Origin of the sequence: Brevundimonas sp. CEF1 (assembly GCF_051353055.1) — a bacterium.
In the GTDB taxonomy this organism is placed as follows: domain Bacteria; phylum Pseudomonadota; class Alphaproteobacteria; order Caulobacterales; family Caulobacteraceae; genus Brevundimonas.
On the sequence record NZ_CP195593.1, the window covers coordinates 1,443,036 to 1,469,285 of the forward strand.

26 protein-coding genes are annotated in these 26,250 nt (G+C 66.0%); 15 read left to right on the forward strand and 11 right to left on the reverse strand.

What is annotated here, in order from left to right:
* Nucleotides 1-8: 8 nt before the first annotated feature.
* The gene (locus tag ACR9FL_RS07465) at nt 9-209 is read right to left on the reverse strand and encodes a heavy-metal-associated domain-containing protein (RefSeq protein ID WP_184273086.1); all 201 of its coding nucleotides are present in this window, start codon (nt 207-209) and stop codon (nt 9-11) included.
* A gap of 199 nt (nt 210-408) precedes the next feature.
* On the opposite strand from ACR9FL_RS07465, the gene ACR9FL_RS07470 reads away from it, so the two are divergent.
* The 5 genes from ACR9FL_RS07470 (at nt 409) to ACR9FL_RS07490 (ending at nt 6,633) form a co-directional block, all read left to right on the forward strand.
* Nucleotides 409-2,061 (forward strand): acetolactate synthase large subunit, encoded by a 1,653-nt coding sequence (locus tag ACR9FL_RS07470; RefSeq protein WP_184273089.1) that lies wholly within the window; start codon nt 409-411, stop codon nt 2,059-2,061.
* A gap of 17 nt (nt 2,062-2,078) precedes the next feature.
* Nucleotides 2,079-3,461, forward strand: a complete 1,383-nt coding sequence (locus ACR9FL_RS07475; RefSeq protein ID WP_184273092.1) for an aldehyde dehydrogenase family protein — start codon at nt 2,079-2,081, stop codon at nt 3,459-3,461.
* Between the two features lie 98 nt (nt 3,462-3,559).
* Nucleotides 3,560-4,477 carry a cation diffusion facilitator family transporter gene (locus ACR9FL_RS07480; RefSeq protein WP_184273095.1) on the forward strand — a complete coding sequence of 306 codons (918 nt, stop codon included), beginning with the start codon at nt 3,560-3,562 and terminating at the stop codon, nt 4,475-4,477.
* A gap of 102 nt (nt 4,478-4,579) precedes the next feature.
* Nucleotides 4,580-5,425 (forward strand): 3-deoxy-8-phosphooctulonate synthase, encoded by an 846-nt coding sequence (gene kdsA, locus ACR9FL_RS07485; protein ID WP_312165671.1) that lies wholly within the window; start codon nt 4,580-4,582, stop codon nt 5,423-5,425.
* Nucleotides 5,426-5,538: 113 nt separating this feature from the next.
* Entirely contained in the window at nt 5,539-6,633 is a 1,095-nt protein-coding gene (locus tag ACR9FL_RS07490) for a cation diffusion facilitator family transporter (protein ID WP_312165673.1), read from the forward strand.
* Nucleotides 6,634-6,704: 71 nt separating this feature from the next.
* On the opposite strand, the gene ACR9FL_RS07495 is transcribed toward ACR9FL_RS07490, so the two are convergent.
* Nucleotides 6,705-7,463 carry a glutaredoxin family protein gene (locus ACR9FL_RS07495; RefSeq protein ID WP_312165675.1) on the reverse strand — a complete coding sequence of 253 codons (759 nt, stop codon included), beginning with the start codon at nt 7,461-7,463 and terminating at the stop codon, nt 6,705-6,707.
* A gap of 15 nt (nt 7,464-7,478) precedes the next feature.
* Complete coding sequence (locus ACR9FL_RS07500) at nt 7,479-7,754, reverse strand: metal-sensitive transcriptional regulator (RefSeq protein ID WP_248118018.1); 276 nt, start codon at nt 7,752-7,754, stop codon at nt 7,479-7,481.
* 258 nt (nt 7,755-8,012) lie between these two features.
* Between ACR9FL_RS07500 and ACR9FL_RS07505 the strand changes: the two genes are divergently transcribed.
* Together ACR9FL_RS07505 and ACR9FL_RS07510 are read left to right on the forward strand one after the other, a co-directional pair.
* Entirely contained in the window at nt 8,013-8,201 is a 189-nt protein-coding gene (locus tag ACR9FL_RS07505; protein WP_312165678.1) for a TolC family protein, read from the forward strand.
* A gap of 80 nt (nt 8,202-8,281) precedes the next feature.
* Nucleotides 8,282-8,611, forward strand: a complete 330-nt coding sequence (locus tag ACR9FL_RS07510) for an ArsR/SmtB family transcription factor (protein ID WP_184273123.1) — start codon at nt 8,282-8,284, stop codon at nt 8,609-8,611.
* Between the two features lie 150 nt (nt 8,612-8,761).
* On the opposite strand, the gene copM is transcribed toward ACR9FL_RS07510, so the two are convergent.
* A complete protein-coding gene (gene copM / locus ACR9FL_RS07515) occupies nt 8,762-9,172 on the reverse strand; it encodes a CopM family metallochaperone (RefSeq protein ID WP_184273126.1) in 411 nt (136 codons plus the stop codon).
* An 11-nt stretch (nt 9,173-9,183) separates the two neighbouring features.
* Complete coding sequence (locus ACR9FL_RS07520; protein WP_184273131.1) at nt 9,184-9,378, reverse strand: heavy-metal-associated domain-containing protein; 195 nt, start codon at nt 9,376-9,378, stop codon at nt 9,184-9,186.
* A gap of 159 nt (nt 9,379-9,537) precedes the next feature.
* On the opposite strand from ACR9FL_RS07520, the gene ACR9FL_RS07525 reads away from it, so the two are divergent.
* Nucleotides 9,538-12,045 carry a heavy metal translocating P-type ATPase gene (locus ACR9FL_RS07525; protein WP_224762239.1) on the forward strand — a complete coding sequence of 836 codons (2,508 nt, stop codon included), beginning with the start codon at nt 9,538-9,540 and terminating at the stop codon, nt 12,043-12,045.
* Nucleotides 12,046-12,060: 15 nt separating this feature from the next.
* Nucleotides 12,061-12,513 (forward strand): Cu(I)-responsive transcriptional regulator, encoded by a 453-nt coding sequence (gene cueR / locus ACR9FL_RS07530; protein WP_184273134.1) that lies wholly within the window; start codon nt 12,061-12,063, stop codon nt 12,511-12,513.
* Between the two features lie 45 nt (nt 12,514-12,558).
* On the opposite strand, the gene hppD is transcribed toward cueR, so the two are convergent.
* Nucleotides 12,559-13,629, reverse strand: a complete 1,071-nt coding sequence (gene hppD / locus ACR9FL_RS07535; RefSeq protein WP_436357894.1) for a 4-hydroxyphenylpyruvate dioxygenase — start codon at nt 13,627-13,629, stop codon at nt 12,559-12,561.
* A gap of 99 nt (nt 13,630-13,728) precedes the next feature.
* Here hppD and ACR9FL_RS07540 point away from each other — a divergent pair, with 99 nt between their 5' ends.
* The 4 genes from ACR9FL_RS07540 to ACR9FL_RS07555 all read left to right on the forward strand — a co-directional run bounded on the left by ACR9FL_RS07540 (nt 13,729) and on the right by ACR9FL_RS07555 (nt 18,554).
* Nucleotides 13,729-14,289, forward strand: coding sequence for an Lrp/AsnC family transcriptional regulator (locus ACR9FL_RS07540; protein WP_221415961.1), 561 nt, complete (start codon nt 13,729-13,731; stop codon nt 14,287-14,289).
* Nucleotides 14,290-14,426: 137 nt separating this feature from the next.
* Entirely contained in the window at nt 14,427-16,106 is a 1,680-nt protein-coding gene (locus ACR9FL_RS07545) for a tetratricopeptide repeat protein (RefSeq protein ID WP_313424574.1), read from the forward strand.
* A 105-nt stretch (nt 16,107-16,211) separates the two neighbouring features.
* The gene (locus ACR9FL_RS07550; protein ID WP_248118008.1) at nt 16,212-17,333 is read left to right on the forward strand and encodes a DMT family transporter; all 1,122 of its coding nucleotides are present in this window, start codon (nt 16,212-16,214) and stop codon (nt 17,331-17,333) included.
* 15 nt (nt 17,334-17,348) lie between these two features.
* Nucleotides 17,349-18,554 carry a bifunctional alpha/beta hydrolase/OsmC family protein gene (locus ACR9FL_RS07555; RefSeq protein ID WP_248118006.1) on the forward strand — a complete coding sequence of 402 codons (1,206 nt, stop codon included), beginning with the start codon at nt 17,349-17,351 and terminating at the stop codon, nt 18,552-18,554.
* 56 nt (nt 18,555-18,610) lie between these two features.
* On the opposite strand, the gene ACR9FL_RS07560 is transcribed toward ACR9FL_RS07555, so the two are convergent.
* Together ACR9FL_RS07560 and ACR9FL_RS07565 are read right to left on the reverse strand one after the other, a co-directional pair.
* On the reverse strand, nt 18,611-19,000 hold the full coding sequence (locus ACR9FL_RS07560) for a DUF411 domain-containing protein (RefSeq protein ID WP_221415962.1): 390 nt from the start codon (nt 18,998-19,000) through the stop codon (nt 18,611-18,613).
* Between the two features lie 90 nt (nt 19,001-19,090).
* The gene (locus ACR9FL_RS07565) at nt 19,091-19,366 is read right to left on the reverse strand and encodes a metal-sensing transcriptional repressor (protein WP_184273152.1); all 276 of its coding nucleotides are present in this window, start codon (nt 19,364-19,366) and stop codon (nt 19,091-19,093) included.
* A gap of 67 nt (nt 19,367-19,433) precedes the next feature.
* Here ACR9FL_RS07565 and ACR9FL_RS07570 point away from each other — a divergent pair, with 67 nt between their 5' ends.
* Both ACR9FL_RS07570 and ACR9FL_RS07575 read left to right on the forward strand, forming a co-directional pair.
* Complete coding sequence (locus ACR9FL_RS07570; RefSeq protein WP_312165599.1) at nt 19,434-20,762, forward strand: MFS transporter; 1,329 nt, start codon at nt 19,434-19,436, stop codon at nt 20,760-20,762.
* Nucleotides 20,763-20,955: 193 nt separating this feature from the next.
* The gene (locus ACR9FL_RS07575; protein WP_312165596.1) at nt 20,956-21,375 is read left to right on the forward strand and encodes a MerC domain-containing protein; all 420 of its coding nucleotides are present in this window, start codon (nt 20,956-20,958) and stop codon (nt 21,373-21,375) included.
* Between the two features lie 160 nt (nt 21,376-21,535).
* On the opposite strand, the gene ACR9FL_RS07580 is transcribed toward ACR9FL_RS07575, so the two are convergent.
* From ACR9FL_RS07580 to ACR9FL_RS07590, 3 genes are all read right to left on the reverse strand, one after another.
* A complete protein-coding gene (locus ACR9FL_RS07580; RefSeq protein ID WP_184273162.1) occupies nt 21,536-22,204 on the reverse strand; it encodes a transmembrane anchor protein in 669 nt (222 codons plus the stop codon).
* 14 nt (nt 22,205-22,218) lie between these two features.
* Nucleotides 22,219-22,950, reverse strand: coding sequence for a HupE/UreJ family protein (locus tag ACR9FL_RS07585; protein ID WP_191558759.1), 732 nt, complete (start codon nt 22,948-22,950; stop codon nt 22,219-22,221).
* 111 nt (nt 22,951-23,061) lie between these two features.
* Complete coding sequence (locus ACR9FL_RS07590; RefSeq protein WP_312165592.1) at nt 23,062-26,247, reverse strand: efflux RND transporter permease subunit; 3,186 nt, start codon at nt 26,245-26,247, stop codon at nt 23,062-23,064.
* Nucleotides 26,248-26,250 lie beyond the last annotated feature (3 nt).

Sequence of the window (26,250 nt, forward strand, 5' to 3'; positions counted from 1 at the left end):
GATACGGCTCAGGCGACAGGTGTCGAGGGGTAGCCGGCTTCGGCGAGCGCGGACTGGACCTGGGCTTGGTTCGAAACGGTGTCGACCGTGACCTCGCGTCGCTCGGTGGAGGTGTCGACCCGGGCGTCGGGGTCCAGGGCCAGGATGGCCTTCGTGACGCCGCTGGCGCAGCCTCCGCAGGCCATTTTCGGAATGCTGAGATGGATCATGGCGATCTCCTTGGGTTTGCAGGAAAACCACGGTCCGGCTTCCAACAGTGGCAATGTCAAGCCTCCGCCGGAATGATAATTCCGGGCTTGACCTTGCCACTGTTGAAAGGCCCATCCTGCCTGCGAAGGGCTGGTCAGCCGAGGCGTTCCCGGGCGCGGCGCCGGAATCGGTCCGTCCGCTCACTGAAGGGAGGCTTCGATGCCCAAGGGTTCCGACATTCTGGTCAGCGCGCTCGAAAACGAGGGCGTTGAACGCATCTTCGGCGTGCCGGGCGAGGAAAACCTCGATCTTGTGGAATCCCTGCGCAATTCAAAGATTGAACTGGTCCTGACCCGGCATGAGCAGGCCGCAGCCTTCATGGCCGCCACCTATGGCCGCCTGACCGGCAAGCCGGGGGTGTGTCTGGCGACGCTTGGTCCCGGCGCCCTGAACTTTTCGACCGGCGCCGCCTATGCCCATCTGGGGGCCATGCCGATGATCCTGATCACCGGCCAGAAGGCGATCATGACGGCCAAACAGGCGCGCTTCCAGATCGTGGACGTCATCGCCTCCATGCGCCCCCTGACCAAGATGACCCGGCAGATTCTGAGCGCCGCCAGCATCCCGACCGTGGTGCGCGACGCTTTCCGCGTGGCCATGGAGGAGCGCCCGGGTCCGGTGCATCTTGAACTGCCCGAGGACGTGGCGTCCGAGACGGCGGATGTCGCGCCCATTCCCATTCACGCCCTGGAACGGCCTGTCGCCACCGAGGCCGCCCTTGATCGGGCAGCCGGGATGATCCTGGCGGCGCAGCGCCCTTTGGTCATGATCGGCGCCGGGGGCAATCGTCCGCGACTGGTCGAACCGCTGTCCGCCTTTGTTCGCGCGACGGGCCTGCCCTTCTTCAACACCCAGATGGGCAAGGGCGCCGTGGATGGCGGCTCGAACCTCTACATGGGCACGGCGGCCCTGTCCGAAGGCGACTATGTGCATGAGGCGATCGGACTGGCTGACCTGATCATCGCCATCGGCCATGATACGGTCGAGAAGCCGCCGTTCCTGATGCGCGACGCCGGGGGGCCGAAGGTGCTGCATGTCGGGGTCCAGTCGGCGACGGTGGAGCAGGTCTATCATCCGGATGCCGAGGTGATCGGCGATATCGGGGCGACGGCCTCGGGGCTGGCCCGGCGCCTGTCGGGGCGACTGGCGCCCCAGACACGGATGCTGGAACTGCGCCAGAGCATCTTGGCGCGCATTGCAGACCGGGCGGACGAGGATCGCTTCCCGGTCACGCCACAGCGCCTGGTGCGCGATGTCCGCGCCGTCATGCCGGACGACGGGATCGTCTGTCTGGACAACGGCATGTACAAGATCTGGTTCGCCCGGAACTACCGGACCCATGTGGCCAACACCCTCCTGCTCGACAATGCACTGGCGACCATGGGGGCGGGTCTGCCGTCGGCGATGATGGCGGCGATGCTGCATCCCGACCGGCGGGTCATGGCGGTGTGCGGCGACGGCGGGTTCATGATGAACTCCCAGGAGATGGAGACGGCCGTCCGTCTGGGCCTCGATCTCGTCGTCCTGGTCCTCAACGACGGGGCCTATGGCATGATCCGCTGGAAGCAGGCGGTCGACGATTTTCCGGATTTCGGCATGACCTTCGGCAATCCGGACTTCGTGCGCTACGCCGAGGCCTACGGCGCCAAGGGCTCCCGCGTGACGTCGGCGGCGGATCTTGGCCCTGTGCTGGAGGCCGCGTTCGCCGGCGGCGGCGTTCACCTGGTGGACTGCGCCATCGACTACTCCGAGAACACCCGGGTGCTGGTCGATGAGCTGAAGACCCGGGCGTCGGCGATCGACCTGTCCTGAGCGTGCCGGAGAATATTATGCTGCAGATCGTACAACCCTACGACCAGGCCCTCATCGCCGGGATTGAGACTGACGACGCGGCGGCGCTGGAGCGAAAGTTGCAGACCGCCCGCGATCTCTTCACGCACCGTGACCGGTGGCTGAAACCGCATGAGCGGGTGGCCGTCCTTCGGCGACTGGCCCAACTGATGGAGGCGCGACGGGAGCATTTCGCGATGCAAATCGCGCGCGAGGGCGGAAAGCCGCTGGCCGACGCCCGGATCGAGGCCGTTCGCGCCATCGACGGGGTCCGGAACGCCGCCGACGAGCTCAGGACCTTCTCCGGACGCGAGATCCCCATGGGCCTGTCGCCCGCATCGGACGACCGCTGGGCCTTCACGACTCGGGAGCCGATCGGGGTGGTGGCCGCGATCTCGGCCTTCAACCATCCCCTGAACCTGATCGTGCACCAGATCGTGCCCGCAATCGCCGCCGGTTGTCCGGTCATTGTGAAGCCGGCCGAGGCTACGCCCCTGTCCTGCCTGGATCTCGTCGCCCTCGTCCGGGAGGCGGGCCTGCCGGAAGCCTGGTGCCAGACCCTGATCACCGCGGACACCGCGCTTGCCGAAAGGCTCGCCACGGATCCGCGCATCGCCTTTCTCAGCTTCATCGGCTCGGCCCGCGTGGGATGGTATCTGCATTCACGCCTGGCGCCCGGCGTGCGTTCCGCGCTGGAACACGGCGGCGCGGCGCCGGCCATCGTCGATCGTAGCGCGGATCTTGACGCCCTGATCGAGCCTGTCGTGAAAGGCGCCTTCTATCATGCCGGGCAGGTCTGTGTGTCGACCCAGCGGCTCTATGTGCATGACGTGGTCTTCGAGGCCGTCGCGGAGCGACTGGTCGCCCGCGTGGCGGCTCTGCGCACGGGCGATCCGACGCGGGAGGACACCGAGGTCGGCCCGCTGATCCGGGGGCGTGAGGCTGATCGGGTGGCGGCCTGGATCGAAGAGGCGGTCGCGGGCGGCGCCCGTCTGGCCATCGGGGGAGGGCGCCTGTCGCCGACAACCCTGGAGCCAGCGGTGCTGCTCGATCCGCCCGCCGAGGCCCGGATTTCGCGCGAGGAGGTGTTCGGGCCCGTGCTGGCTCTCTACCGCTACCAGGATCTAGACGAGGCGATCTCGCGCGCCAACGCTCTGCCGACGGCCTTCCAGGCCAGTGTCTTCGCTCGCGACATCGGTGTCGCGCTCAGGGCGGCGGACCGGCTGGACGCCTCGGCGGTCATGGTCAACGATCCGACCACCTTCCGGACCGACTGGATGCCCTTCGCCGGGCGTCGGACCTCCGGGTACGGGACCGGCGGGATCGGTTACACCCTGCGGGATATGACGCAGGAGAAGATGGTCGTGCTCCGCCGGGGTTGAGACCTGACGGTCGTTGCGGATGAGGGCGGCCTTGACGCATGGGGCCGAAAGGATTGTCGATGCGGGAAGGCCTGCATCCAGAAGGATCGGAGATGGACATGGCGTCGGCGAAGCATGATGAGGGCGACGGGCACGACCACGGCGAGGTGGTGACGGCGGATAACGAGCGGCGCATCCGCTTCGTCCTGATCTTCACCGCCGGTTACGCCGCCATTCAGGCCATCGGCGGGTGGATGTCCGGCTCTTTGGCCCTGATCGCGGACTCCGGCCACATGGTGTCGGACGCCGCCGCCCTGCTGCTGGCGCTGATCGCCTATCGGGTGGCGCGCCGTCCCGTCGATGGCGTGCGGACCTATGGCTATCACCGCGTGCGGGTGCTGGCGGCGCTGGCCAATGGCGCATCGCTGCTGCTGCTGGTGGCCTGGATCACCTGGGAGGCCGTCAACCGCATCAACCAGCCGGTCGAGGTCATGGCCGGGCCGATGTTGATTGTCGCGACCATCGGTCTGGTGGTGAATCTGGTCGGGGCCTGGATCCTGTCGCGCGGCCGCAAGGGCGACAGCAATCTGCGCGGCGCCCTGCTGCACGTGGTCGGCGACCTGTTGGGCTCGGTCGGGGCGATCGCGGCGGCGATCGGCATCATGCTGACGGGCTGGACGCTGCTTGATCCGCTGCTGTCGGTTCTGGTGGCGCTGCTGGTCGTGCGCTCGGCCTGGTCGCTGGTGAAGGAATCGCTGCGGGTTCTGTTGCAGGCGGTGCCGCGCGGACTGGACGCGCGCAAGGCCGAGACGGATCTGGCGACCCTGCCCGAGATCGAGGAAGCGGGCCATTTCCATGCCTGGACCCTGACCGACGAAACCGTGGTGGCCACCATCCATGTCACGCCTGCGCCGGGGATCGATCCGATCACCCTGCCGGCCCTTGTGGCGAACTGGCTGAAAACCCATCACGCCATTGATCACGTCACCGTTCAGGTTGACGCCCCCGGCGCCTTGCGGCGACCCGCGCCGATCTGAGCCTGTTTTTCGGGCCGTGTTCGGCCGACAGCGAACTGGTTCCAAGGGGCGCTGACTGACAGTCCGTCCCCTGGGGCCGATCAATTCCGTCAGGAGATGACCATGAAGACAGTCACGATCGGGGAGGTCGCCTTCAACAACAGTCGGGCGATGGTGTTGATCGGCGGGGTCAATGTGCTGGAAAGCCGCGATCTGGCCATGACCGTGGCCGAGGCGATGAAGGCGCAGACGCAGCGACTGGGCGTGCCTTTTGTGTTCAAGGGCTCTTTCGACAAGGCCAACCGGTCCTCGAACCGATCCTATCGCGGTCCGGGTCTTGAAGCCGGGCTGCGCATTCTTCAGGAGGTTCGCAGCGAATTCGCGGTTCCCGTTCTGACCGACGTGCATTGGCCGGAGCAGGCTGCGGCGGTCGCGGAGGTCTGCGACATCCTTCAGCTTCCGGCTTTTCTGGCGCGCCAGACCGATCTGATCGAGGCGCTGGCGCGCACCGGACGCGCGATCAACGTCAAGAAGCCCCAGTTCATGAGCCCGCAGCAAATCGCCCATGTGGTCGAGAAATTCGACGATTTCGGCGCCCCGGATGTCATCCTGTGCGAGCGCGGCAGTTCTTTCGGCTATGACAATCTCGTCGTGGACATGCTGGGTTTCGGCGTGATGAAGGCGGTCACTGGCGGGGCGCCGATCGTCTTTGACGCCACCCACGCCCTGCAGACGCGCGCCCCCGGCGCCGCCCAGTCGGGCGGGCGGCGTGAACAGGTGCTGGAACTGGCCCGCTCGGGGCTGGCCCTGGGACTGGCGGGTCTGTTTCTGGAGGCGCACCCCGACCCGGACCGGGCGCTCTGCGACGGCCCCAGCGCCCTGCCGCTGGACCGGTTGGGCGCGGTGCTGGAGCAGATCAAGGCGGTGGACGATCTGGTCAAGAGTTTCGATCCCGTCGACCTGACCTGAAGCCGGGCGTCTCGCAGGCGCGCTACGATCAGACGCGGCATGTGCGAATGGCGTTGACAGATAACATATGAATACGTATTCATATGTTATCTGTTTTCAGCGGGCGCTGCTCCATGTCTCATTCTCATCACGACCACTCACACGACCACGACCATTCTCACGCGCCGACCGTGACGCGCGACAATGAACGCAAGGTCCTGCTTTCCTTCAGCCTGATCTTCACCTTCATGATCGTCGAGGTGATCGGCGGTCTGGCGTCCGGCTCGCTGGCTCTGCTGGCGGATGCCGGCCACATGCTGACCGACGCCATCGCGCTGGCGCTGGCCTATCTGGCGTTCCGCTTCGGACGCCGCATGGCCGATTCCAAGCGCACCTTCGGTTATATGCGCTTCGAGGTCGTCGCCGGTTTCGTCAATGCGGTGACGTTGTTCGCCATCGTCGGCTGGATCCTGTTTGAGGCGTGGAACCGCTTCAAGGAACCGCATGCCGTTCTGGCCGGCCCGATGTTCTGGGTGGCCGTGGCGGGCCTGCTGGTCAACATCCTGGTGTTCTGGATCCTGACCCGCGGCGACACCGAACACGTCAACATCAAGGGCGCGGCCCTGCATGTGATGGGCGATCTGCTTGGCTCGGTCGGTGCTGTCGCCGCCGCGATCATCATCTCCCTGACGGGCTGGACGCCGATCGACCCGATCCTGTCGGTGCTGGTTTCGCTGCTGATCCTGCGCAGCGCCTGGAAGCTGCTGGGCAAGTCGCTGCACATCCTGCTGGAAGGCGCGCCTGACAACGCCGCGCCTGATGCGGTGACGGCTCACCTGAAGGCCAAGGTGCCGGGTCTGGCCGAGGTCAGCCACGTCCACGTCTGGCAGATCACGTCAGGCCGCACCCTGGCGACCCTGCATGTGCGTCCGGAATCCGACGCTCAGGCGCGGGCCGTGGCGATCGCTGTTGAGCGGGAGTTGAAGTCCAGGTTCAGTATTGAGCATCCCACCGTCGCCGTGGACTGGAACGATGGGTCCGTGGTGTGCAGCCTGTCGTCGCCGCCGGTCAATGACCATGATGCCCACGATCGCTCTGGCCACGATCACTCTGGTCATGACCATTCGGATCACGACCATTCGGGCCATGATCATGGAGATCATGACCACGCCGGTCACGATCACGAGCCAAAGTCCGCAGCGGGGGCGCGCAGGGCGCACGCCCACTGAGGCAGGTGATCCGGCGCCGGGCGACCGGCGCCGGACAGGCTATGTGCGGAGGCTCGTGGATGAGCTTCCGCTCAGTGCCCCATGGTCATCGGCTTGACGAGCATCCAGATCGCCATGCCGACCATCATCAGGTTTTCCGACAGCGAGACGAAACCCAGCGGCACCTTGCTGTCGCCGCCGACGCAGGCGCATTTCAGTTCACGCTTGTCGATATAGACCGCCTTGAACACCGATGCGGCGCCCACGCCGCCGATGAACAGGGCGACCGGGATCGAAACCCACATCAGCGCCCCGGCCAGCATCAGCACACCCGCCAGTGCTTCGGCGAAGGGATAGATCGTCCCATAGGGAACCCAGCGCTTGGCCAGCAGATCATAGTTCAGGAACATGGTGGCGAAGGCGTCCACGTCCTTGAGCTTCTGCAGGGCCAGAAGACACATGGCGATGGCGATGAACCATTCGACGACACGCACCGACATCAGTTCGCCATAGGCGGCCCAGCCCGCCGCGAGGGCCATCAGCACGGCCATGGCGAACAGGGCGATGACGGGCGTATAGGTGACTTCGTCCTTGTCGCGCACTCGCTTGCCGAAGAAGCGCCGCAGGTCGTCGTAGCCGCCGATCCGCTGGCCGTCGATGAAGGTCTGGGGCGTGGTCTGGACGCCGTGTTCGGCCTTGAAGGCGTCGGTTTCCTCACGCGAGGCGAGGTGGTGATCCTGCACCGCATAGCCCTGGCTCTTGAGCAGGTGCAGCGCCTTCAGGCCATAGGGGCAGGTGTGGCCCGGCATGACCATTCGGTAAATTTCGGCGCGTTTGGCGGGTGAGGCCATGGTTCCCTCCGGGTTCTAGAGTTTCGCTTTGGCGAACAACTCCGCCAGTTCGGTGAATTTTTCGCGCTGCTGAGCGGCGTCGCCTGACGCAATCGCGTCCTCGACACAGGACGCGGCGTGCGATTTGAGAATCTGGGTTTCGACACGGGCCAGGGCCGCGCGGGCGGCATGGACCTGATAAAGGATATCGATGCAGTAACGGCCGTCCTCCACCATCTGGCTGACGCCGCGAACCTGACCGGAAATCCGGTTCAGGGCGGAGCGGATTGATTTGACGTCTCTGGCCTGCATGTGTCTACCATACCCTGGCTAGGTATCGTGCAAAGCACCGATTTGTTCCCGCCCGGCCTCCCTCCCGAAGGTCTTCATGACTGATCAGTCGATCGCCCGCCGAAACATGGCCGTCCTCACCGCCGCCCAAGCATTGGGCGGCGCCAGCCCGCCGATCGTGATGTCCTTAGGCGGTCTGGTGGGGCAGCACCTGGCCGCCGATCCCGCCTGGGTCACGTTTCCAGTCAGTCTGTTCGGCGTCGGCCTCGCGCCTATGATCTGGCGCAGAGGCGGCATCAGGAAGGCGAGGACAGTTCGCTGTCGGTTCTGGACGCCCAGCGCACCCTTTATGGATCGGAACAGGCGCTGCTGCGCGCCCGTCTGGCCCGGCTGAGCAATCTGACGACCCTCTACAAGGCGCTGGGCGGCGGCTGGACCGAACAGACGCAGACAGGCGGTCGCACTTGATTGGAGCGACGCCCTGTCTCACGATACATGAACAGGTGAAGACATCGCCATATGTTTAATGATGCGGGGGAGCGTACGCCATGTCGGAACGGGCCAGCGACGAAAAGGTGCCAGCGCTGGATACGCGCCAACTGTCGGCTCTTGCAGAGACCTTTCGTCTGCTGGGCGATCCGACCCGTCTGAGAATCCTCATGTTCTGTCTGAATGGCCCGAAGCCTGTCAAGCAGATCGCCGACAGCCTGGACCTGTCCCAGACCCTCGTCAGCCACCATCTCAGGCTTCTGCGCGGGGCGCGCTTGGTCCGGGGAGAACGTTCCTCGCGGCAGGTTTTCTACGAGGTGGCCGATCATCATGTCAGTCATGTGCTGATCGACATGCTTCACCACATCAATGAGGATGAGGACGCCTGAAGACGACGGCGGCGATTGGGCGCTGTTCGGAAAAGGGTTCAGGCGCACCAGGGACTGGTGCGCCTGCCATGGCGTTCTCGAAGGTTTCTGTCCGATGACGCCAACTCCACCCCCACATCGGGGGAGGGAACGGCGGCGAAGGGGCGGCCTTTACCGGTTCCGGGTATCGAGCCAGGACTGCATCATGGCGATCTCCGCCTCTTGGGCGGTGATGACGGACTCGGCGAGCCGGCGAACCTCCGGATCCCGTCCATGTTCCAGCGCGACGCGGGCCATGTCGATGGCCCCCTGATGGTGTGGAATCATTCCCTTCATGAAATCGACGTCGGCGTCGCCGGTGAAATCGATGGTCATGTCGGCGTGCATCCGGTCGTTGGCTTCCTGATAGGCGCGCACGGCAGGATTGCCGGAAGGGACGGGGGCGGGGTGATTGGCGTGGCTGTTCTGGGTCATGGCGTGTTCCGAATCTCCTTTGACGATCTGGGACTGGGCATAGGCGAGACCGCTGGCGGCCAGGGCGACGCCGGCGATGAAGATGACGGTGAGAGCCTTCGCTTGCATGTCGGAAGAGCTCAGAGGGGCCGGGCGGTGTATCCGTCGTCCGCCAGCGCCTGCTGGATGGCGTCGGCGTCGGCGGTGGTGGTCACCGAGATGGTGCGCGACACCGTATCGGCCTCGAGACGGGCGTTCGGATCCACCGTGGCGATGGCCTGGGTGATGTGCTTCACGCACGAGCCGCAGGTCATGTTTTCGACGTGGAACTGCATGGGAAAAGTCCTTTCGCATCGGTTGGTGAGAGATGAAATGCCCCTTGCCATCGTTGGAAGGTCAAGGATGGTCGCGACTTTTTTTGGGGAGTTGACATTCCAACAATGGGAAGCCCCATCATCCCTGCGAACTCTAGTCACCCGTGTGAGGATCGCGCGATGAACGCCCCCTATGCGCCGACGAAAACCGTCGGCTCCCCGTTGAGTCTGCCGATCGAAGGCATGACCTGCGCGTCCTGCGTCGGCCGCGTCGAACGCGCCATCAGCAAGGCGCCGGGCGTGGCCGCGGTCAGCGTCAACCTCGCCACGGAGCGGGCCGACATCCAGGCGAGCGGACCGATCCAGATGGCAGACCTCGTCAAGGCTGTGGAATCGGCCGGTTACACCGTTCCGGCCGCCAGCGTCGAACTGGCGATTGAGGGCATGACCTGCGCGTCCTGCGTCGGGCGGGTCGAAAAGGCGCTGAAGGCGACGCCGGGCGTGGTGAGCGCCAGCGTGAACCTGGCCACAGAACGGGCCACGATCCAGGGGGCGGCGGACGTGTCGGCCCTGATCGCCGCCGTGGCTGGCGCGGGCTATACGGCGCGTCCGCTGAGCGACGCTGCGGATGCGGGCGAAGAAGCGGCCGAGCGCAAGGACGCCGAACGCGCCGCCCTGAAGCGTGATCTGATCATCGCCGCCGCTCTGAGCCTTCCGGTCTTCCTGCTGGAGATGGGGTCGCACCTCATTCCGGGCGTCCATGCGATGATCGCAGGGACCATCGGCATGCAGGCCAGTTGGTATCTGCAGTTTGCCCTGACCACGCTGGTGCTGGCCGTGCCGGGCGCGCGTTTCTACAAGAAGGGTCTGCCCGCCCTGGGGCGTCTGGCGCCGGACATGAACTCGCTGGTGTCTGTCGGCACCCTGGCGGCCTATGCCTATTCCCTGGTGGCGACCTTCGCTCCGGCGCTACTGCCGGCGGGAACGGTCAATGTCTATTACGAGGCGGCCGCCGTCATCGTCACCCTGGTCCTGCTGGGGCGCTTCCTTGAGGCCCAGGCCAAGGGCCGCACTTCCGAGGCCATCAAGCGTCTGGTCGGGCTTCAGGCCAAGACCGCGCGCGTGCGCCGCGACGGCATGATGGTCGAAATCGCCATCACCGAGGTGGCGGCTGGCGATCTGGTCGAGGTCCGTCCCGGCGAGCGCGTTCCGGTCGACGGCGAAGTCGTCGAGGGCGAAAGCTATGTCGATGAATCCATGATCACCGGCGAGCCGGTCCCTGTGGCCAAGACTTCGGGCGCAGCTCTGGTGGGCGGCACTGTCAATCAGAAGGGCGCCCTGGTGTTCCGCGCCACGGCGGTCGGCGACGGCACCATGCTGTCCCAGATCATTCGCATGGTCGAACAGGCCCAGGGCTCCAAGCTGCCGATCCAGGCGCTGGTCGACAAGGTGACGATGTGGTTCGTTCCGGCGGTCATGGCTGTTGCCGCCCTGACCTTCCTGGTCTGGCTGGTGTTCGGTCCGTCGCCTGCGCTCACCTTCGCCCTGGTCAATGCGGTGGCTGTGCTGATCATCGCCTGCCCGTGCGCCATGGGTCTGGCGACGCCGACCTCCATCATGGTCGGCACCGGTCGCGGCGCCGAACTGGGCGTGCTGTTCCGCAAGGGCGAGGCGCTGCAACTGCTCAAGGACGCCAAGGTCGTGGCCGTCGACAAGACCGGCACCCTGACGGAAGGTCGTCCCGCCCTGACGGACCTGCAGATTGAACCCGGCATGGAGCGCGCCCGCGTTCTGGCTCTGGTGGCTGCGGTCGAGGCCAAGTCCGAACACCCCATCGCCCGCGCCATTGTCGAGGCCGCCGAGGCCGAGGGTCTGACGCTGCCGCTGGTTTCGGCCTTTGAGTCCGTTACGGGACGTGGCGTGACCGCGACGGTGGACGGCGAGGCCGTGCAGATCGGTTCGGATCGCTACATGGGCGAACTGGGACTGGACGTGGGCGTCTTCGCCGCCGCCGCTGGCCGCATGGGCGATGAGGGCAAGACGCCGCTCTACGCCGCCATCGGCGGACGTCTGGCGGCGATCATCGCGGTGGCCGATCCGATCAAGGCCAGCACTCCGGCAGCCATCGCCGCCCTGCACGGACTGGGCCTGAAGGTGGCGATGATCACCGGCGACAACCGCCGCACCGCCGCCGCCATCGCCCGCCAATTGGGCATCGACGAAGTCGTGGCCGAGGTGTTGCCGGACGGCAAGGTCGAGGCGGTCCGCCGTCTCAAGGGCGAGCATGGCCGGGTCGCCTTCGTCGGCGACGGCATCAATGACGCCCCCGCGCTGGCGGAATCGGATGTGGGCCTGGCGGTCGGCAACGGCACGGATATCGCCATCGAGGCGGCCGATGTGGTGTTGATGTCGGGCAGCCTGAAGGGCGTGGCCACGGCCATCGCCCTGTCGCGGGCCACCATCGGCAACATCCGCCAGAACCTGTTCTGGGCCTTCGTCTATAACGCCGCGCTCATCCCTGTCGCCGCCGGCGTGCTGTATCCTGTGTGGGGTGTCTTGCTGTCGCCCGTGTTCGCGGCGGGCGCCATGGCCATGTCCAGCGTGTTCGTGCTTGGCAACGCCCTGCGGCTGCGTGGCTTCCGGTCGCCGCAGGGCGGCGAGGGCGATGGCGCGGGACGGCTTGGGTGAATAGGAGAGATCAGTATGAATATCGGTCAGGCAGCTAAGGCTTCCGGCGTATCCGCCAAGATGATCCGCTACTATGAGCAGACCGGACTGATCCCGGTGGCGGACAGAAAGGAGTCGGGCTATCGCGACTATTCGGACGCGGACGTGCACCGGTTCCGGTTCATCCGGCGCGCCCGCGACCTCGGTTTTTCCGTCGCTGAGATTCAGGACCTGCTGAGTCTGTGGAACGACCGGTCGCGTCAAAGTGCTGATGTAAAACGCATCGCCAGCGCGCATATCGCGGTGCTCAATGCGCGAATCGCCAGCCTCAGGCAGATGTCGGAAACCCTGCAGACGCTGATCGCCTGTTGCGCGGGCGATAATCGCCCCGACTGTCCGATCCTAATGGATCTGGAAGAAACCTCGGAAGCGCCGCCGACCGGTGTCCGGTCGGCCGGCGGGGTCGGTCAACTGAAGTCGCGCGTCTGAGCGATGACGGGGGTCGGATGATATGCATCCGACCCCCGCGCCGGGTCAGGCGTCGACCTTGATCACCCCGCGCCGGATCTGGTCGAGCTCGATCGATTCGAACAGGGCCTGGAAGTTGCCGTTGCCGAACCCTTCGTTGCCCTTGCGCTGGATGATTTCGAAGAAGATGGGTCCGAACAGATTCTCGGTGAATATCTGCAGCAGAATGCCTTCCTCGCCGACGTTTCCGTCGATGAGGATGCGGTTCGCCTTCAGCCGCTCCAGATCCTCGCCGTGGCCGGGCACCCGCTTGTCGACCAGTTCGTAATAGGTCTCGATCGTGTCCTGCAATCGTACGCCACGGGCGCGCAGGGCTTCGACGGTTTCGTAGATGTTATCCGTGGTCATGGCCAGGTGCTGGATGCCCTCGCCGTTGTATTCACGGATAAACTCCTCGATCTGGGACTGGTCGTCCTCGCTCTCGTTCAGCGGAATGCGGATGGCCTTGTCCGGCGCGATCATCGCCTGGGAGATGAGGCTGGTGGCCTGGCCCTTGATGTTGAAATACTTCTGCTCCTCGAAGCCGAAAATCTGGTTGTAGAAGCCGGACCAGGTCCGCATCTGGCCCCGACGGACGTTGTGGGTGAGGTGATCCAGGATATCGAGGCCGACGCTGTTTGCGGCCTCGGCCTCGCGCCATCCGTCGATCTCGGTCCAATCGTCGTACAGCGACCCGGCTGCGCCGTGGTGGTCGACGAGATAGAGGTAGGAGCCGCCGATGCCTTCCAGCACCATGGCGTCAGCGCCGAGCGCGCCGGCGGCGGCGTCGGCGGCGCGCGCACCGCGCGACAGGGCCAGATCATAGGCCTGGCGAGCGTTGGCCACGCGGAAGGCCATACCGCTGGCTGAAGGCCCGTGCAGCGCCCGGAACGCAGCCGCCTGTCCGGTCGCTTCGCTGTTGACGAGCAGATTGGTGCGCCCCTGCTTGTAGCGAACCACCGCCTTCGTCGGGTGACGGTGTGTGGCGACGAAGCCGAGGCGTTCGATCAAGGTGGTCATCGCCTCGGGATCGGGGCTGGTGAATTCCACGAATTCGAAGCCGTCCAGACCAATGGGGTTCTCGGGGGTGATGCTCATGGGGGTGTCTCCGGCATTCTTTGACGGCGCGCCTGTGACAGATGGCGCAGGCGCGCGCGAGGGAGGTGAGGCCAGAGCTCGCGAGGAGGCTGCGCCATCGTGGTCATTGTAGACCGGATAGGCGAGGATCGCCTTTCAAAGCGGCTCGAATTTGAGCGTGATATGAAATCCAATTCCAGAATGGACGAGTTCATGAAAGAAAGAGTGCTGGATGATGTCGATCGTCGGCTGTTGCGCGCCTTGCAGGGCGACGCCGGCCTGAGCCATGTGGCCCTGGCGGAGCTCGCCGGATCGTCTCCGGCGTCGTGCTGGCGCCGGATCCGGGCGCTGGAAGAGGCGGGAATTCTGAAGGGAGCCGTGCGACTGGTCGATGCCGAAAGGGTCGGCCGGGGCGTGAACGTGATGTGCCAGGTCAGGATGCGGTCGCACGCCCCGGCAGACAGGACCGCCTTCGAGGCCTACCTCGCCACCCGGCCGGACGTCATGGAGGCCCATTCCATGTCCGGGGAATGGGACTACCTTCTGCGGATCGTGGCCGCAGACGTCGCCGGTTACGAACGCTTCCTGATGTGCGATCTGCTGAACCATCCGAATGTGGCGACCGCCGCCTCCCACTTCGCGCTCAGCCAGGTGAAATACACCACCGCCGTGCCGCTCTAGGCGGATCGCATGGATCGACACGGCCGGAATCCCGCGATCTGCGCTTGAAACATGATATATGAATATGTATTCAGGTATTAACTTATAGCCTTGGCGGTCGGGTTCCCAGATCGGCCCTGGCCAGCGGAGCATGGATGATGAAAGACGACTATTACGACCTTGGCGACTTCCGTCGCGATGTGACGACCACCTCGCCACAGGCGCAACTCTGGTTTGATCGGGGGCTGGCCTGGGCCTACTGCTTCAATCCCGAGGAAGCGGTCCGCTGCTTCGAAAAGGCGCTCGACTACGATCCCGACTGCGCCATGGCGCACTGGGGCGTCGCCTTCGGCACGGGCCCGAACTACAACAAGGCTTGGCGGCTTTTCGACGCCGAGGACATGCAGAAGGCCGTGACGATCGGCCGTGGCGCGCTTGAACGCGCTCGCGAAGCGGTCGCCCGCAACGGCACCGCCTTCGAAAAGGCCCTGATCGCGGCGCTTGGACCACGCTTTCCCGAACAGGCGACCCGCGACCCGGAGGAATTCGATCGCCTGAACCGCGCCTACGCGGACGCCATGCGGGTCTTTTATCAGCAGTTCTCTGACGACATCGACGCGGCGGCGCTGTTCGGGGACGCCTTGATCTGTCTCAGTCCGCGGGCTCTGTGGGATCTCGATACGGGAGAACCGATCGGACCGGGCACGCTGGAGGCCCGGGCGGTGATCGAGGACGCCCTGCCGCGTCCCGGGGGCGACCGGCATCCGGTCCTGAACCATCTCTATATCCACCTGATGGAGATGTCGCCGTGGCCCGAGATCGCGCTTCCGGCCGCCGACCGTCTGCGTCGCCTGTCGCGGGACGGCGCCCATCTGGCGCATATGTCCACCCACATCGACAACGCCTGCGGCGACTGGCGCCGGGTGATCGATTCCAACCTCGATGCGGTCGAGGCGGATGAACGCTATTTCGGTCACGAGACCGAAGTCGGCGCCTGGTACAACGTCTATCGCGTCCACAACCTGATGGTCGGCGCCTATGGCGCGATGATGGCGGGCCGTTCGCGTGAGGCATTGTTCATGGCGAACCGGCTGAAGGAAGTCCTGACGCCGCAACTGCTCGGCATCCAGAGTCCGCCGATGGCGGATTTGCTCGAGGCGCACGGCACCACGCTTCCGCATGTTCTCATTCGCTTCGGGCGCTGGCAGGACATCCTCGATTTGGAATTTCCGACGGACCGCGAACTTTATTGTTCGACCACGGCGATGATCCACTATGCCCGCGGCATCGCTTTCGCGGCCCTGCGGCGCGTGCCGGAAGCCGAGGCGGAACGGGAGAAATTCATCGACGCCGTCGCCGCGGTGCCGGACAGCCGTTTCAACTCCATTCCCGTGCCGGAGCTCCAGGCGCTCGCTATTGCGCGCAAGATGCTCGACGGGGAACTGGAATACAGGAAGGGAAATATCGAGGAGGCGTTCTCGCTGTTGCGCGAGGCGATCGCCCTCGAGGACACGCTGCCCTACAGCGACCCTCCGGCCTGGCTGCAGCCCGTCCGCCACGCCTATTGCGCCCTGCTGACCGAGCAGGGGCGGCACGCCGAAGCTGCCGAACAGCACAGGATCGACCTCGGGCTGGAGCGCAAGCTGGGCAGGCGGCGGATCCGACCGAACAACGTCTGGAGCCTGCACGGCCTCTACGAGTGTCTGACGAAACTCGGCCGGCACGACGAGGCCCGGGAGATCGTCCTCCAGCGCGACATCGCCGTGGCTTCGGCCGACATCAAGATCGCCGCAGCCTGTTTCTGTCGCCTGAGCGCCTTTGAGAACGAGGCCGACTGACGGGACCGGATGCTCGACCGGCCTGACCGTGCCGGCGCCGTCCGGGCCTGGCGCGCTGCGTGCGATGTCCGGATCACCTGCGTCTTCCTCTGATCCGTCACGGGCTTGCCGGACGCCGCCGGCGGGCTGGGGAGCCTTGCTCGTCGGCGATTGGAGGAGGCGATGAAGGGAAGCAGGATGTGGAACGGGACTCGCCTGGTCGCCGCCTCGCGCACCGCGCTGACGACGCCGATCCTCTCGGTCACGCTCGTTCTGCTTCTGTCGGCGAGCTGGCTGCTCGTCGGCTACCTCGTTTCGGGCGTGTCGCCGCTGCTGGTGGCCGCCGGCCGCACAGGGGCCAGCTTCATCGTCTTTGCCGCGATCGTGCTGTTTTCCGCTCGGAGCCGTTCCGAGGCGCGGATTGCGGCGCGACGCGGCGGAACAGTCGCTCTGCTCGGACTGCTGGGCTTCTTCCTCTACTATGCCGGAACCATGCTCGGCGCGGCGTTCATCGGCCCCTCCCGCACCGGTCTGATCATCTCGCTTCTGCCGAGCCTCACATTCGTGATCGGCGCCGTCGCCTTTGGGGAACGGGTCACCCGCAACAAGGTGCTGGGAGCCTGTCTCGCCCTGGGCGGCGCGCTGGCCTATGCGATCTCAGACATGCCCGCAAGCGAGGGTCATGCCGGGGCGGAGGGGCTGCACCTCATCGGCGGCGCCCTGCTCGTGTTCGGCGGAACAGCGTCCTACGCCCTCTATGGCTACGTCTTCCGCGCGCGCATGGCGGACCTGTCCGCCTTCTCGGCCTTGCCGGCCATTACCGGGGCCGGCGCCGCCATGCTGGCCGTGACGGTCGTTCTCTTCGTCCCGCTCGTCGGCGTCGCGCCTTCAGACTGGGCCGCCATCGCAGGTCTGGGCGCGGGGCTGACGGCGCCGGTCTTCCTCATCCTGCACAGGCTCATCCTGCGGAAGGGGGCGCTCTTCACAGCCTCGCTGATGCTGGCGGTGCCGTTCCTCGTCCGCATGGGGGAGTGGGGGCTCGGCTGGGAAGCCGCGCCGGGCGCATTCAGCCTGCTGTTGCTGCTGGTCTGCGCCGGCGGCGTCTGGCTGACCCTCCGGGACGGCCGACAGAGACCGAGGCGGCCGCCTGATGTGAAGCCCGACGACGCGTCGCTTGACCCTGCCGCGGCGGAACACTGTAGGCTGGGCCGCATCATCCCGAGCGGCCCGCGCCGATTGGACCCATGAATGGAGAACATGCGAATGAGCGGAGACAAGGAGTTCGAGTTCGGACTGGGGGACGGGCGCAGGATCGTCGGCGTGATCGAGCGGCCGCAGGCGACGCTGCGAGGCTGGGCCATCGTCGCGCATTGCTTCAGCTGTGGTCAGGACGGTCTGGCCGCGGTGCGGCTGTCTCGGGCGCTGGCGCGAAGCGGGGTAGGCGTCCTGCGTTTCAACTTCGCCGGGGCGGGTGATCGGGACGGCCAGGTCGCTGACGCGAGCTTCGCCGCCGACGTGCAGGATCTGATCGCGGCCAGCGGAGCCATGGAAGCGGCCGGCATGACGCCGAATCTTCTGGTCGGTCACAGCCTGGGCGGCCTGGCGGTGCTGGCCGCCGCCGAACATCTGCCCCAGGTGCGGGCCATCGCCACCATAGGGGCGCCCGCCGACGCGGCCCATGTACTGACCCATGTGTCAGAAGAGGATCTGAAGCGGATCGAAAGCGAAGGGGAGGCCGAGGTGACGCTCGGCGGTCGACCGTACCGGATCGGCCAGAGCTTCGTCGACGACGTCAGGACCCACTCGCCTCTGGATGCCGTCAGCCGTCTGAAACGCGCGCTGCTGGTGATGCATGCGCCGCTGGACGAGGTCGTCAGCATCGACAACGCTTCCGCCATATTCGTGGCGGCCAGACATCCCAAGAGCTTCATTTCCCTGGACGACGCCGATCACCTGCTCACCCGCCAGACGGACGCCGACTATGTCGCCGGCGTCATCGCCTGCTGGGCGTCGCGCTACCTTCCGGCGCTCGAGCCCGACCTGACGGGAGACGAGGGCGACTTGGCTGGCGTCCTCGTCGAGGAGACGGGCGGCGGCGCCTATCAGACCCGGGTTCGCGCCGGGCCTCATGCCTTCCTCGCCGACGAACCGGTGAGCCTGGGCGGCCTGGGCAGTGGTCCATCGCCGTTCGAACTCGTTTCGGCGGGTCTGGGCGCCTGCAGTGTGATGACCATGCGTATGTACGCCGCCCGGAAGGGATGGCCGCTGAAACGGGCCGCCGTTCGCGTCGTGCACTCGAAACGGCGGGACCAGACGCCGGCCGACGTCTTCAAACGCGCCATCACCCTTGAAGGCGCGCTGGACGAGACGCAGCGCGCCCGGTTGCTGGAGATGGCGGACCGCTGCCCTGTCGATCTGATGCTCGTCCGGGGCGCGGAGGTTGAGACCGAACTGCTCCCCGCCGCCTGAACGGTTTCGGCCGGGTGTGCGCCGAGTGCCGGTCGCCCGGCCACACCCGCCGAAAGTCACCCCCCGTTATGACGGCCGTACACCCGGGTCCGACCATCGGCGAGCAACAGCAGGGAGACGTAGGGCTCACGTCCGGCGGATTCCATCCCAGGCGAGCCGGCGGGCATGCCGGGAACCACCAGGGCGCGCCCAGCGGGCGCCTCCCTGATCAGCCGATCGATATCGGCGGCCGGCACATGACCCTCGATGGCGTAGCGGCCGACGACGCCGGTATGGCAGGAGGCGAGCCTGTCCGGCACCCCGTGGCGCGCCCGGACGGGGGCGAGGTCCTCGACATCGATGACACGGGCCGTCCAGCCGGCCTGGCGCAGATGACCGACCCAAAGGCCGCAGCAACCGCACCAGGGCGTCTTGTAGACCGTGATGTTTCGTCGCGTCTGGGCCATCGCTCCGGATCCGACGACGACGCCACAAAGCACCAGCCCGCCAGACAGAATGCTGCGACGGCTGGGGGAGGGTGAAAACATGCCGATCCTTCACAGATACTTGGTGATGTCGCGAAATTCGGCCAAGGCGGCCCGCGACTGTTCAGGCGCGCCCGCCGCAGCCTGCGCCAGGCAATGATCCACATGGTCATGGATCAGGGTCCTCTTGGCCGCTGCGACCGCCTTCTCGATGGCCTGAAGCTGCTGGGCGAGGTCGAGGCAGGCCCGGCCGTCCTCCATCATCTGGACGACGGACCGCAGATGGCCCTCGGCGCGCTTGAGGCGCTTGATGACTTCCGGATGCGAAGCATGAGAGATGTGTGCCATGAGTTTGACCTATCCCCCTGGTAGGGATAGGTCAAATGGCGAAAACGCCCGCATTGGAAGGTCCGTGATGTTCTCGCCCCTGAGGAACGCCGCCTATCGCCGCCTGTTCATCGCCCAGGTGGCGGCCTTGCTGGGGACCGGCATGGCGACCGTGGCCCTGGGGCTGCTGGCGCATGATCTGGCAGGCGCCAGCGCCGGTGAAATCCTCGGCGTGGCCTTGGCGATCAAGATGATCGCCTATGTCGGCGCGGCGCCCTTCTCCAGCGCCCTGGCGTCGAGACTGCCGCGCAAGACCCTGCTGGTTTCGCTGGACGTGATGCGGGCCGGCGTCGCGGCCTCGCTGCCCTTCGTCTCCGAGGCTTGGCAGGTCTACGGGCTGATGACCGTCCTCTATGTCGCCTCGGCGGCCTTCACCCCGGCTTTTCAGGCCATGATCCCCGACCTGCTGGAGGATGAGGGCGAGTACACCAAGGCCCTGTCCCTGTCCCGGCTGGCGGCCGATCTGGAAAGCGTCGCCAGCCCCGTGCTGGCGGCGGTGCTGTTGGCCGTCATCAGCTATCACAACCTCTTCGTCGGGACGGCGCTGGGCTTCATCCTGTCGGCGGGCTTCGTCGTAACGGCGGTCCTGCCCAAGTTGTCGGCGTCGCAGAGCCTGCCGTTCCTGCGTCGTCTGACCGGGGGCGTGAAGCTGTTCGCCCTGACGCCGCGCCTGCGCGGCTTGCTGGCGATCAGCCTGGCGACGGCGGCGGGCGGCGCCATGGTCTTCGTCAACACCGTGGTCCTGGTGCAGTCGAACTTCGGCCTGTCGCAGCAGGCGACTGCCTGGGCCCTGGCGGCGTTCGGCGGCGGGTCGATGACGGCGGCCGTGTTTCTGCCGAAGACGTTGGAGCGGGTGACGGACCGCAGCGCCATGGTGTCGGGCGCAGTCCTGATGACGGCGGTGCTGATCGCAGGGGCCCTGTTCGCCCACAGCTATCCGATGCTGATCGGTCTGTGGATCGTCATGGGCTTTGGCTACTCCCTGACCATCACCCCTGCGGGTCGCGCCCTGCGTCGATCATCGACGGCGGTCGAGCGACCGGCCCTGTTCGCCGCCCAGTTCGCCCTGTCGCACGTCTGTTGGTTGATCGCCTATCCGGTCGCGGGGCTGGTGTCGGCCGAAGCCAATCCTCAGGCGGCCTTCGTCGTTCTGGCGGGACTTTGCGGTCTCGGCGCCTTGCTGGCGCTCGTCCTCTGGCCTGCGCATGATCCGCTGAACCTGCTGCACGATCACCTCGATATGGAGCCGGATCACGCGCACCTGGACGAGGGAATGCGCCCCGATGCGGCAGGCGTAGCGCACGCCCACCCTGTAATGATTGATGACAATCACCGCCGGTGGCCGAAGCGGCGGTGAGGCGATGCGCCTGGAAATTGGACGGCCGCTTGACCGAATGTGATGTTATCTTATAACATTTTATGGAGTCTTTCTGTCCGAGGTTTTCATGCGCGCCGCTTTCCGCCTCATGGCTTCGTCCCGCAAGGACATAGCGCCGCTGCCGGGTCGTAACCTGCGTCTCGGCATGGCCTATCAAATCTAAGTGCGACGGATGATTCAGGCCGCTGCAAGCCAAGGCGCAAAGGGCAGATCGGGCGACGGAAGGGCTGGCGACATCCTGGCCATGCTTCTGTCTCTGGTCTGCTTCCTTCATTGTCTGGCGGCGACGATCGCCGTTGGCGCGCTTTCGCTCTCTGGAGCCTGGGTGGAAACGGAAGCGCTGCATTGGGGGTTGGCCTTCGCCGCCACGGGCCTGTCAGGTTGGACCTTGTTTCGTCAGGTCAGGCATGACTGTACGCGGACGGTGAGGGCACTGGCGATGGCTGGCGCGGGCTTCCTGTTTCTGGGAGCCGCCGAGGTTCCGAGCCCTTTGTGGGGAACCGTCATCACTGTGACAGGAGGCGCTGTATTGATCCTCGCGCACGGCCTGAACTGGCGCTCCCGCCAAAGAGCTGCTTGCTGCGCGCGCTGAGGCGCGATCAGGTCACGAGTTAAGTGCGATGACTGTCGCCGACCAACCGAAGGCCTAGGCAGGCGATCTGGGACGCTTCCGCGTGAGGTCCTTGTTAACCTGCACGTTCAGGCCTGGCTTCGCCGCCGCCTGATCGGGTGGCGGCGAAGAGGGACTAGGCCTACACGACCCGCTTGATCTCCGTATAGGCGCCCTCGGTCTTGAGGGTGATGGTCACGGGCTGGCCGGTGCGGTTGCGCCAGAACCAGCCGTGGCTGCCGGTGAAAGCTGCTGTCAGGACACCTTCTTCACGAGGGGACGAACCCTTGCCATAGGCATGATAGGAAACACCGGGCCGGTCAGCATGGGTGTCGAAATTGATCTTCCCGCCGCTGCTCGTCCAGGTAAACCGCGCGGTGGCGCCTTCCTCCATGACCAGTTTGATCTCGGCGCCCTGGTCGGGTTGCAGCGTCAGGATCGTTTCGTCGGTGCGCACGGCGCCGGGCGCGACGACCGTCGGAGCCGCAGGGGGAGCGGCGTTCGGCCCGGACGTCTGCGCCTGTGCGATGGCGGGCGCGGAAGCGGCGGCCGAGGCTGCGGGGGCAGCATCCACGGCGGCTGCGTCGGCCGCAGCGTCCGCTTCGGCTTCCTTGGCGAGTTGCTGCTTGATGCGGCCCATTTCGGTCAGGCCGAACACCGAGCCGATGCGGGTGGGATCGACGCCGTATTCGGCGGGCAGAACGACCGTGATCAGGAGCGCCGAGGCTGTGACGGCGGCGACGCCGGTCGACTTCAACAGGTGGCCCGTGGACGGCAGGTCGGCTTTGGATGGGCGGTTTGCGTTGTACATGAGGGTGTCTCCGGTCACATGACGAAGAAGCCGACGAGCTGATAGCCCGTCAGAATGAAGCCGAGCGTCATCAGCACGACGTTGGTGAGGTAGGCGTGCTTCCAGAAGCCGTCCGTGCGGCGCCAGAATCCCATCAGGATGAGGATGCCGCCCAGGGCGAGCAGTTGGCCCAGCTCGACGCCGATGTTGAAGGCGATCAGGTTGCCGATCAGTCCCTCGGAGGAAAGCTGGAAGTCCTGCAGCTTGGTGGCGAGACCAAAGCCGTGGAACAGGCCGAAGATCATCGTGGCCGCCTTGGTGGAGGGCTGGAAGCCGAACCACCTCCGGTAGGCCCCCATGTTGTCCAGGGCCTTGTAGACGACCGACAGGCCGATGATGGCGTCGACCAGATAGCTGGAGACGCTGATGTTCGTCAGGACGCCCAGCAGCAAGGTCGATGAGTGGCCGATGGCGAACAGCGTCACATAGATGCCGATGTCCTTCATCCGGTAGAGGAAGAAGATGACGCCGAACAGGAAGAGCAGGTGGTCGTAGCCGGTGACCATGTGCTTGGCCCCCAGGTAGACGAAGGGCCAGAACAGGAAACCCGAGGTCTCCTGGATATAGCCCTTGTCGCCTTCGGCGACGCCGTGGGCGAGGACCTGGCTCAGTAGGCCCTCAAGGAAGAGGAAGCCGACCACGAGGACCGCCAGGGTCCAGGGTGATCGAAGCCACGACAGACGGTCGCGGCAGGGTGCGGAAGTCATGGGCATCCTTGCGATGGGAGTGAAGGTGCGACGTCCGCCGTCATCGGCGGATGTCGGTGATGCGTTGAGGCGCTGACGAGCGGCCGCCCCGTTCCGGGGCGGCCGACCGCTTCAGAGCCTGCGGCGGCGACGGAAGGGGAGGTGGTCCAGCCAGGCGGGCCTGGGCCGATCGCCCGGGGCGTCGCGTCCGTGGACCAGGCTGTAGAGAGCCGGGAGCACGAGCAGGGTCAGGATGGTCGAAGAGACGATCCCGCCGATGACCACGGTGGCCAGCGGACGCTGGACCTCCGCCCCGGCGCCGACGTTGACCGCCATGGGGACGAAGCCGAGGCTGGCGACCAGGGCGGTCATCAGCACCGGGCGCAGGCGCGTCAGCGCCCCTTCCCGGATGGCCTGGCCCACGGGCCTGCCCTCTTCGATCAGACCCCGGATGAAACTGACCATGACGACGCCGTTCAGCACGGCCACGCCCGACAGGGCGATGAAGCCGACGCCGGCCGAGATCGACAACGGCAGCCCCCGCAGCGCTAGCGCCGCCACCCCGCCGGTCAGCGCCAGGGGCACGCCGGAGAAGACGATGGCGCTATCCCGCCAGGAGCGGAACAGAGCGAACAGCAGGCCGAAGATCAGCAGCAGGACCGCCGGAACGACCAACTGCAACCGCTTGGCCGCCGAGATCAGTTGCTCGAAGGTCCCGCCGTAGGAGACCCAGTAGCCGGCGGGCAGGTCGACTTCCTGATCCACCCGCTCTCGCACCTCGCCAACGAAGGAGCCGAGGTCGCGATTGCGGACGTTGGCCGTCACGACGATGCGACGCTTTCCGTCTTCGCGACTGATCTGGTTCGGGCCGGTCTCCAGCGTGATCGTCGCGATCTCGCTGAGCGGCACGAAGCCTCGCGGCTGGCCGTTTGCACCCGGAAGCGGCGCCTGAATGCGGCCGATGGCGGCGGTGTTGCGGCGCAGGTCTTCCGGCAGGCGCACGACAATGTCGAAGCGTCGGTCGCCCTCGAAGATCTGCCCCGCCGTCGCCCCGCCCATCGAGGTGGAGATGACTGACTGAACATCGGCGATGCTCAGACCCAGGCGCGCGATGGCGTCCCGGTTCGGGGTGATCTGCAGCATGGGCAGGCCGGTGACCTGCTCGGACTGCGGATCGGCGGCGCCGGGTACGGCGCCGACGATTTCCTCGATCTGGGAGCCGAGTTGCACGAGTTGATCCAGGTCGTCGCCATGGACCTTGATGGCGACGTCGGCCCGGACGCCGGACAGCAGTTCGTTGAACCGCATCTGGATGGGCTGGGTGAACTCGTATTTGCTGCCCGGCACAGCGTTCACCGCCTCTTCCATCTCGCGAACGAGTTGGAGCTTCGGTTTGCGGGGATCGGGCCAGTCCTTGCGGTCCTTCAGCAGGATGAAGGTGTCCGCGACCGAAGGCGGCACAGGGTCGGTGGCGACCGCCGCCGTGCCGATCTTGGCCACGACCCGTTCGACCTCCGGGAACTTCGCCAGACGGGCTTCGAGAGCGGTCTGCATCTCGATGGCCTGGGTCAGGCTCGTGCCCGGAATGCGCAGGGCGTGCATGGCGATGTCGCCTTCGTCCAGGTTCGGCACGAACTCCGACCCCATGCGTGAGGCGATCAGGGCCGCGCCCACGACAAGGGCCACGGCCACGGCGACCATGGCGATGCGCATCCTCAGGGCGAAGTCGAGCGCCGGTTGATAGCCGGTGCGCGCCCAGCGCATCAGGAAACTGTCCTTCTCCTGCACCTTGCCGGTGACGAACATCGCCACCGCCGCCGGCACGAAGGTCAGGGACAGCACCAGGGCGGCGGTCAGGGCGATGACCACGGTGATGGCCATGGGATGGAAGGTTTTGCCCTCGACCCCGTCCAGGGCGAAGATCGGCACATAGACCAGGGTGATGATCAGGACGCCGAACAGGGACGGCCGGATCACTTCACTGGACGCGCGCGCCGCCAGGGAGAAGCGCTCGTCACGGGTCAGCAGACGCCCCTGCCGATGTTGGGCCTCGGCGAAGCGCCGCAGGCAGTTCTCGACGATGATGACGGCGCCGTCGACGATCAGGCCGAAGTCCAGCGCGCCCAGGCTCATCAGATTGCCCGACACCCCGGTTCGCACCATGCCGGTGATGGTCATCATCATGGTGATGGGGATGACCGCCGCCGTGATCAGGGCCGCGCGGAAGTTCCCAAGCAACAGGAACAGCACCACGATCACGAGCAGGGCGCCCTCAAGCAGGTTCTTCTCGACCGTCCTGATGGCCCGCTCGACCAGGTCGGTGCGGTCATAGACGGGCGATGCGACCACGCCATCCGGCAGGGCCTTGGCTGCTTCCTCCAGTCGGGCCGCCGCCGCCTGGGCGACGACACGGCTGTTCTCACCGGCCAGCATCAGGACGGTCGCCAGGACCGTCTCCTTGCCGTTTTCCGTCGCCGCGCCTGTGCGAAGCTGTTCGCCCAGGCCGACTTCGGCGACTTCGGCGATCCGGACAGGAACGCCGCCGCGCGTGGTGATGACGATGTTGGACAGATCCTGCGCCGTCGAGGCCTGACCCGGCACGCGGATCAGCCATTGCTCGCCGTAGCGTTCGACATAGCCGGCGCCGACATTAGCGTTGTTGCGCTCCAGCGCCGAAACGACCTCGTCCATGGTGACGCCGAAGGCGGCGAGCCGTTCAGGACGGGGCGTGACGTGGTACTGGCGCTCGTAGCCGCCGATGGTGTTGACCTCGGTGACGCCGGGCGTGTTGCGCATCTGCGGACGGATGACCCAGTCCTGCAGGGTGCGAAGATCCTCAGGCGAGTAAGGCGCACCATCGGCCTTGCGGGCGCCCGGCCTGGCCTCGATCGTGTACATGAAGATTTCGCCCAGACCCGTGGCGATCGGCCCCAGTTCAGGCGACAGGCCTGACGGAAGCTGGCCGCGCGCGGTCTGAAGCCGCTCGTTGACCAGTTGCCGCGCCCGGTAGATGTCGGTCCCGTCTTCGAACACGACCGTCACCTGGCTCAGGCCGTAGCGCGAGACGGACCGGGTGTAGGACAGGCCCGGCACGCCGGCGACGGCGTTTTCGACCGGGAAGGTGATGCGTTGTTCGGCCTCAAGCGGCGAATAGCCGGGCGCCTCCGTATTGATCTGGATCTGGACGTTGGTGATGTCGGGCGTGGCGTCGATCGGCAGCTTCTGGAAACTCCAGACGCCGATGACGGCCGCCACGAGGACGAGCGCCAGCACGACCCAGCGATGCCGGATCGACAGGCTGATGATGCGTTCAAGCATGGT

Excerpts from the sequence above, each read along its gene's own strand:
- ACR9FL_RS07545 (WP_313424574.1), top strand. The coding sequence starts at position 14,427 with ATGAAAGACGACTATTACGACCTTGGCGACTTCCGTCGCGATGTGACG.
- copM (WP_184273126.1), bottom strand. The coding sequence starts at position 9,172 with ATGCAAGCGAAGGCTCTCACCGTCATCTTCATCGCCGGCGTCGCCCTG.
- ACR9FL_RS07570 (WP_312165599.1), top strand. The coding sequence starts at position 19,434 with ATGTTCTCGCCCCTGAGGAACGCCGCCTATCGCCGCCTGTTCATCGCC.
- ACR9FL_RS07575 (WP_312165596.1), top strand. The coding sequence starts at position 20,956 with ATGATTCAGGCCGCTGCAAGCCAAGGCGCAAAGGGCAGATCGGGCGAC.
- cueR (WP_184273134.1), top strand. The coding sequence starts at position 12,061 with ATGAATATCGGTCAGGCAGCTAAGGCTTCCGGCGTATCCGCCAAGATG.
- ACR9FL_RS07520 (WP_184273131.1), bottom strand. The coding sequence starts at position 9,378 with ATGCAGTTCCACGTCGAAAACATGACCTGCGGCTCGTGCGTGAAGCAC.
- ACR9FL_RS07555 (WP_248118006.1), top strand. The coding sequence starts at position 17,349 with ATGAGCGGAGACAAGGAGTTCGAGTTCGGACTGGGGGACGGGCGCAGG.
- ACR9FL_RS07580 (WP_184273162.1), bottom strand. The coding sequence starts at position 22,204 with ATGTACAACGCAAACCGCCCATCCAAAGCCGACCTGCCGTCCACGGGC.
- ACR9FL_RS07465 (WP_184273086.1), bottom strand. The coding sequence starts at position 209 with ATGATCCATCTCAGCATTCCGAAAATGGCCTGCGGAGGCTGCGCCAGC.
- hppD (WP_436357894.1), bottom strand. The coding sequence starts at position 13,629 with ATGAGCATCACCCCCGAGAACCCCATTGGTCTGGACGGCTTCGAATTC.
- ACR9FL_RS07475 (WP_184273092.1), top strand. The coding sequence starts at position 2,079 with ATGCTGCAGATCGTACAACCCTACGACCAGGCCCTCATCGCCGGGATT.
- ACR9FL_RS07500 (WP_248118018.1), bottom strand. The coding sequence starts at position 7,754 with ATGCAGGCCAGAGACGTCAAATCAATCCGCTCCGCCCTGAACCGGATT.
- ACR9FL_RS07490 (WP_312165673.1), top strand. The coding sequence starts at position 5,539 with ATGTCTCATTCTCATCACGACCACTCACACGACCACGACCATTCTCAC.
- ACR9FL_RS07525 (WP_224762239.1), top strand. The coding sequence starts at position 9,538 with ATGAACGCCCCCTATGCGCCGACGAAAACCGTCGGCTCCCCGTTGAGT.
- ACR9FL_RS07495 (WP_312165675.1), bottom strand. The coding sequence starts at position 7,463 with ATGGCCTCACCCGCCAAACGCGCCGAAATTTACCGAATGGTCATGCCG.
- ACR9FL_RS07510 (WP_184273123.1), top strand. The coding sequence starts at position 8,282 with ATGTCGGAACGGGCCAGCGACGAAAAGGTGCCAGCGCTGGATACGCGC.
- ACR9FL_RS07470 (WP_184273089.1), top strand. The coding sequence starts at position 409 with ATGCCCAAGGGTTCCGACATTCTGGTCAGCGCGCTCGAAAACGAGGGC.
- ACR9FL_RS07560 (WP_221415962.1), bottom strand. The coding sequence starts at position 19,000 with ATGGCCCAGACGCGACGAAACATCACGGTCTACAAGACGCCCTGGTGC.
- kdsA (WP_312165671.1), top strand. The coding sequence starts at position 4,580 with ATGAAGACAGTCACGATCGGGGAGGTCGCCTTCAACAACAGTCGGGCG.
- ACR9FL_RS07480 (WP_184273095.1), top strand. The coding sequence starts at position 3,560 with ATGGCGTCGGCGAAGCATGATGAGGGCGACGGGCACGACCACGGCGAG.
- ACR9FL_RS07585 (WP_191558759.1), bottom strand. The coding sequence starts at position 22,950 with ATGACTTCCGCACCCTGCCGCGACCGTCTGTCGTGGCTTCGATCACCC.
- ACR9FL_RS07565 (WP_184273152.1), bottom strand. The coding sequence starts at position 19,366 with ATGGCACACATCTCTCATGCTTCGCATCCGGAAGTCATCAAGCGCCTC.
- ACR9FL_RS07590 (WP_312165592.1), bottom strand. The coding sequence starts at position 26,247 with ATGCTTGAACGCATCATCAGCCTGTCGATCCGGCATCGCTGGGTCGTG.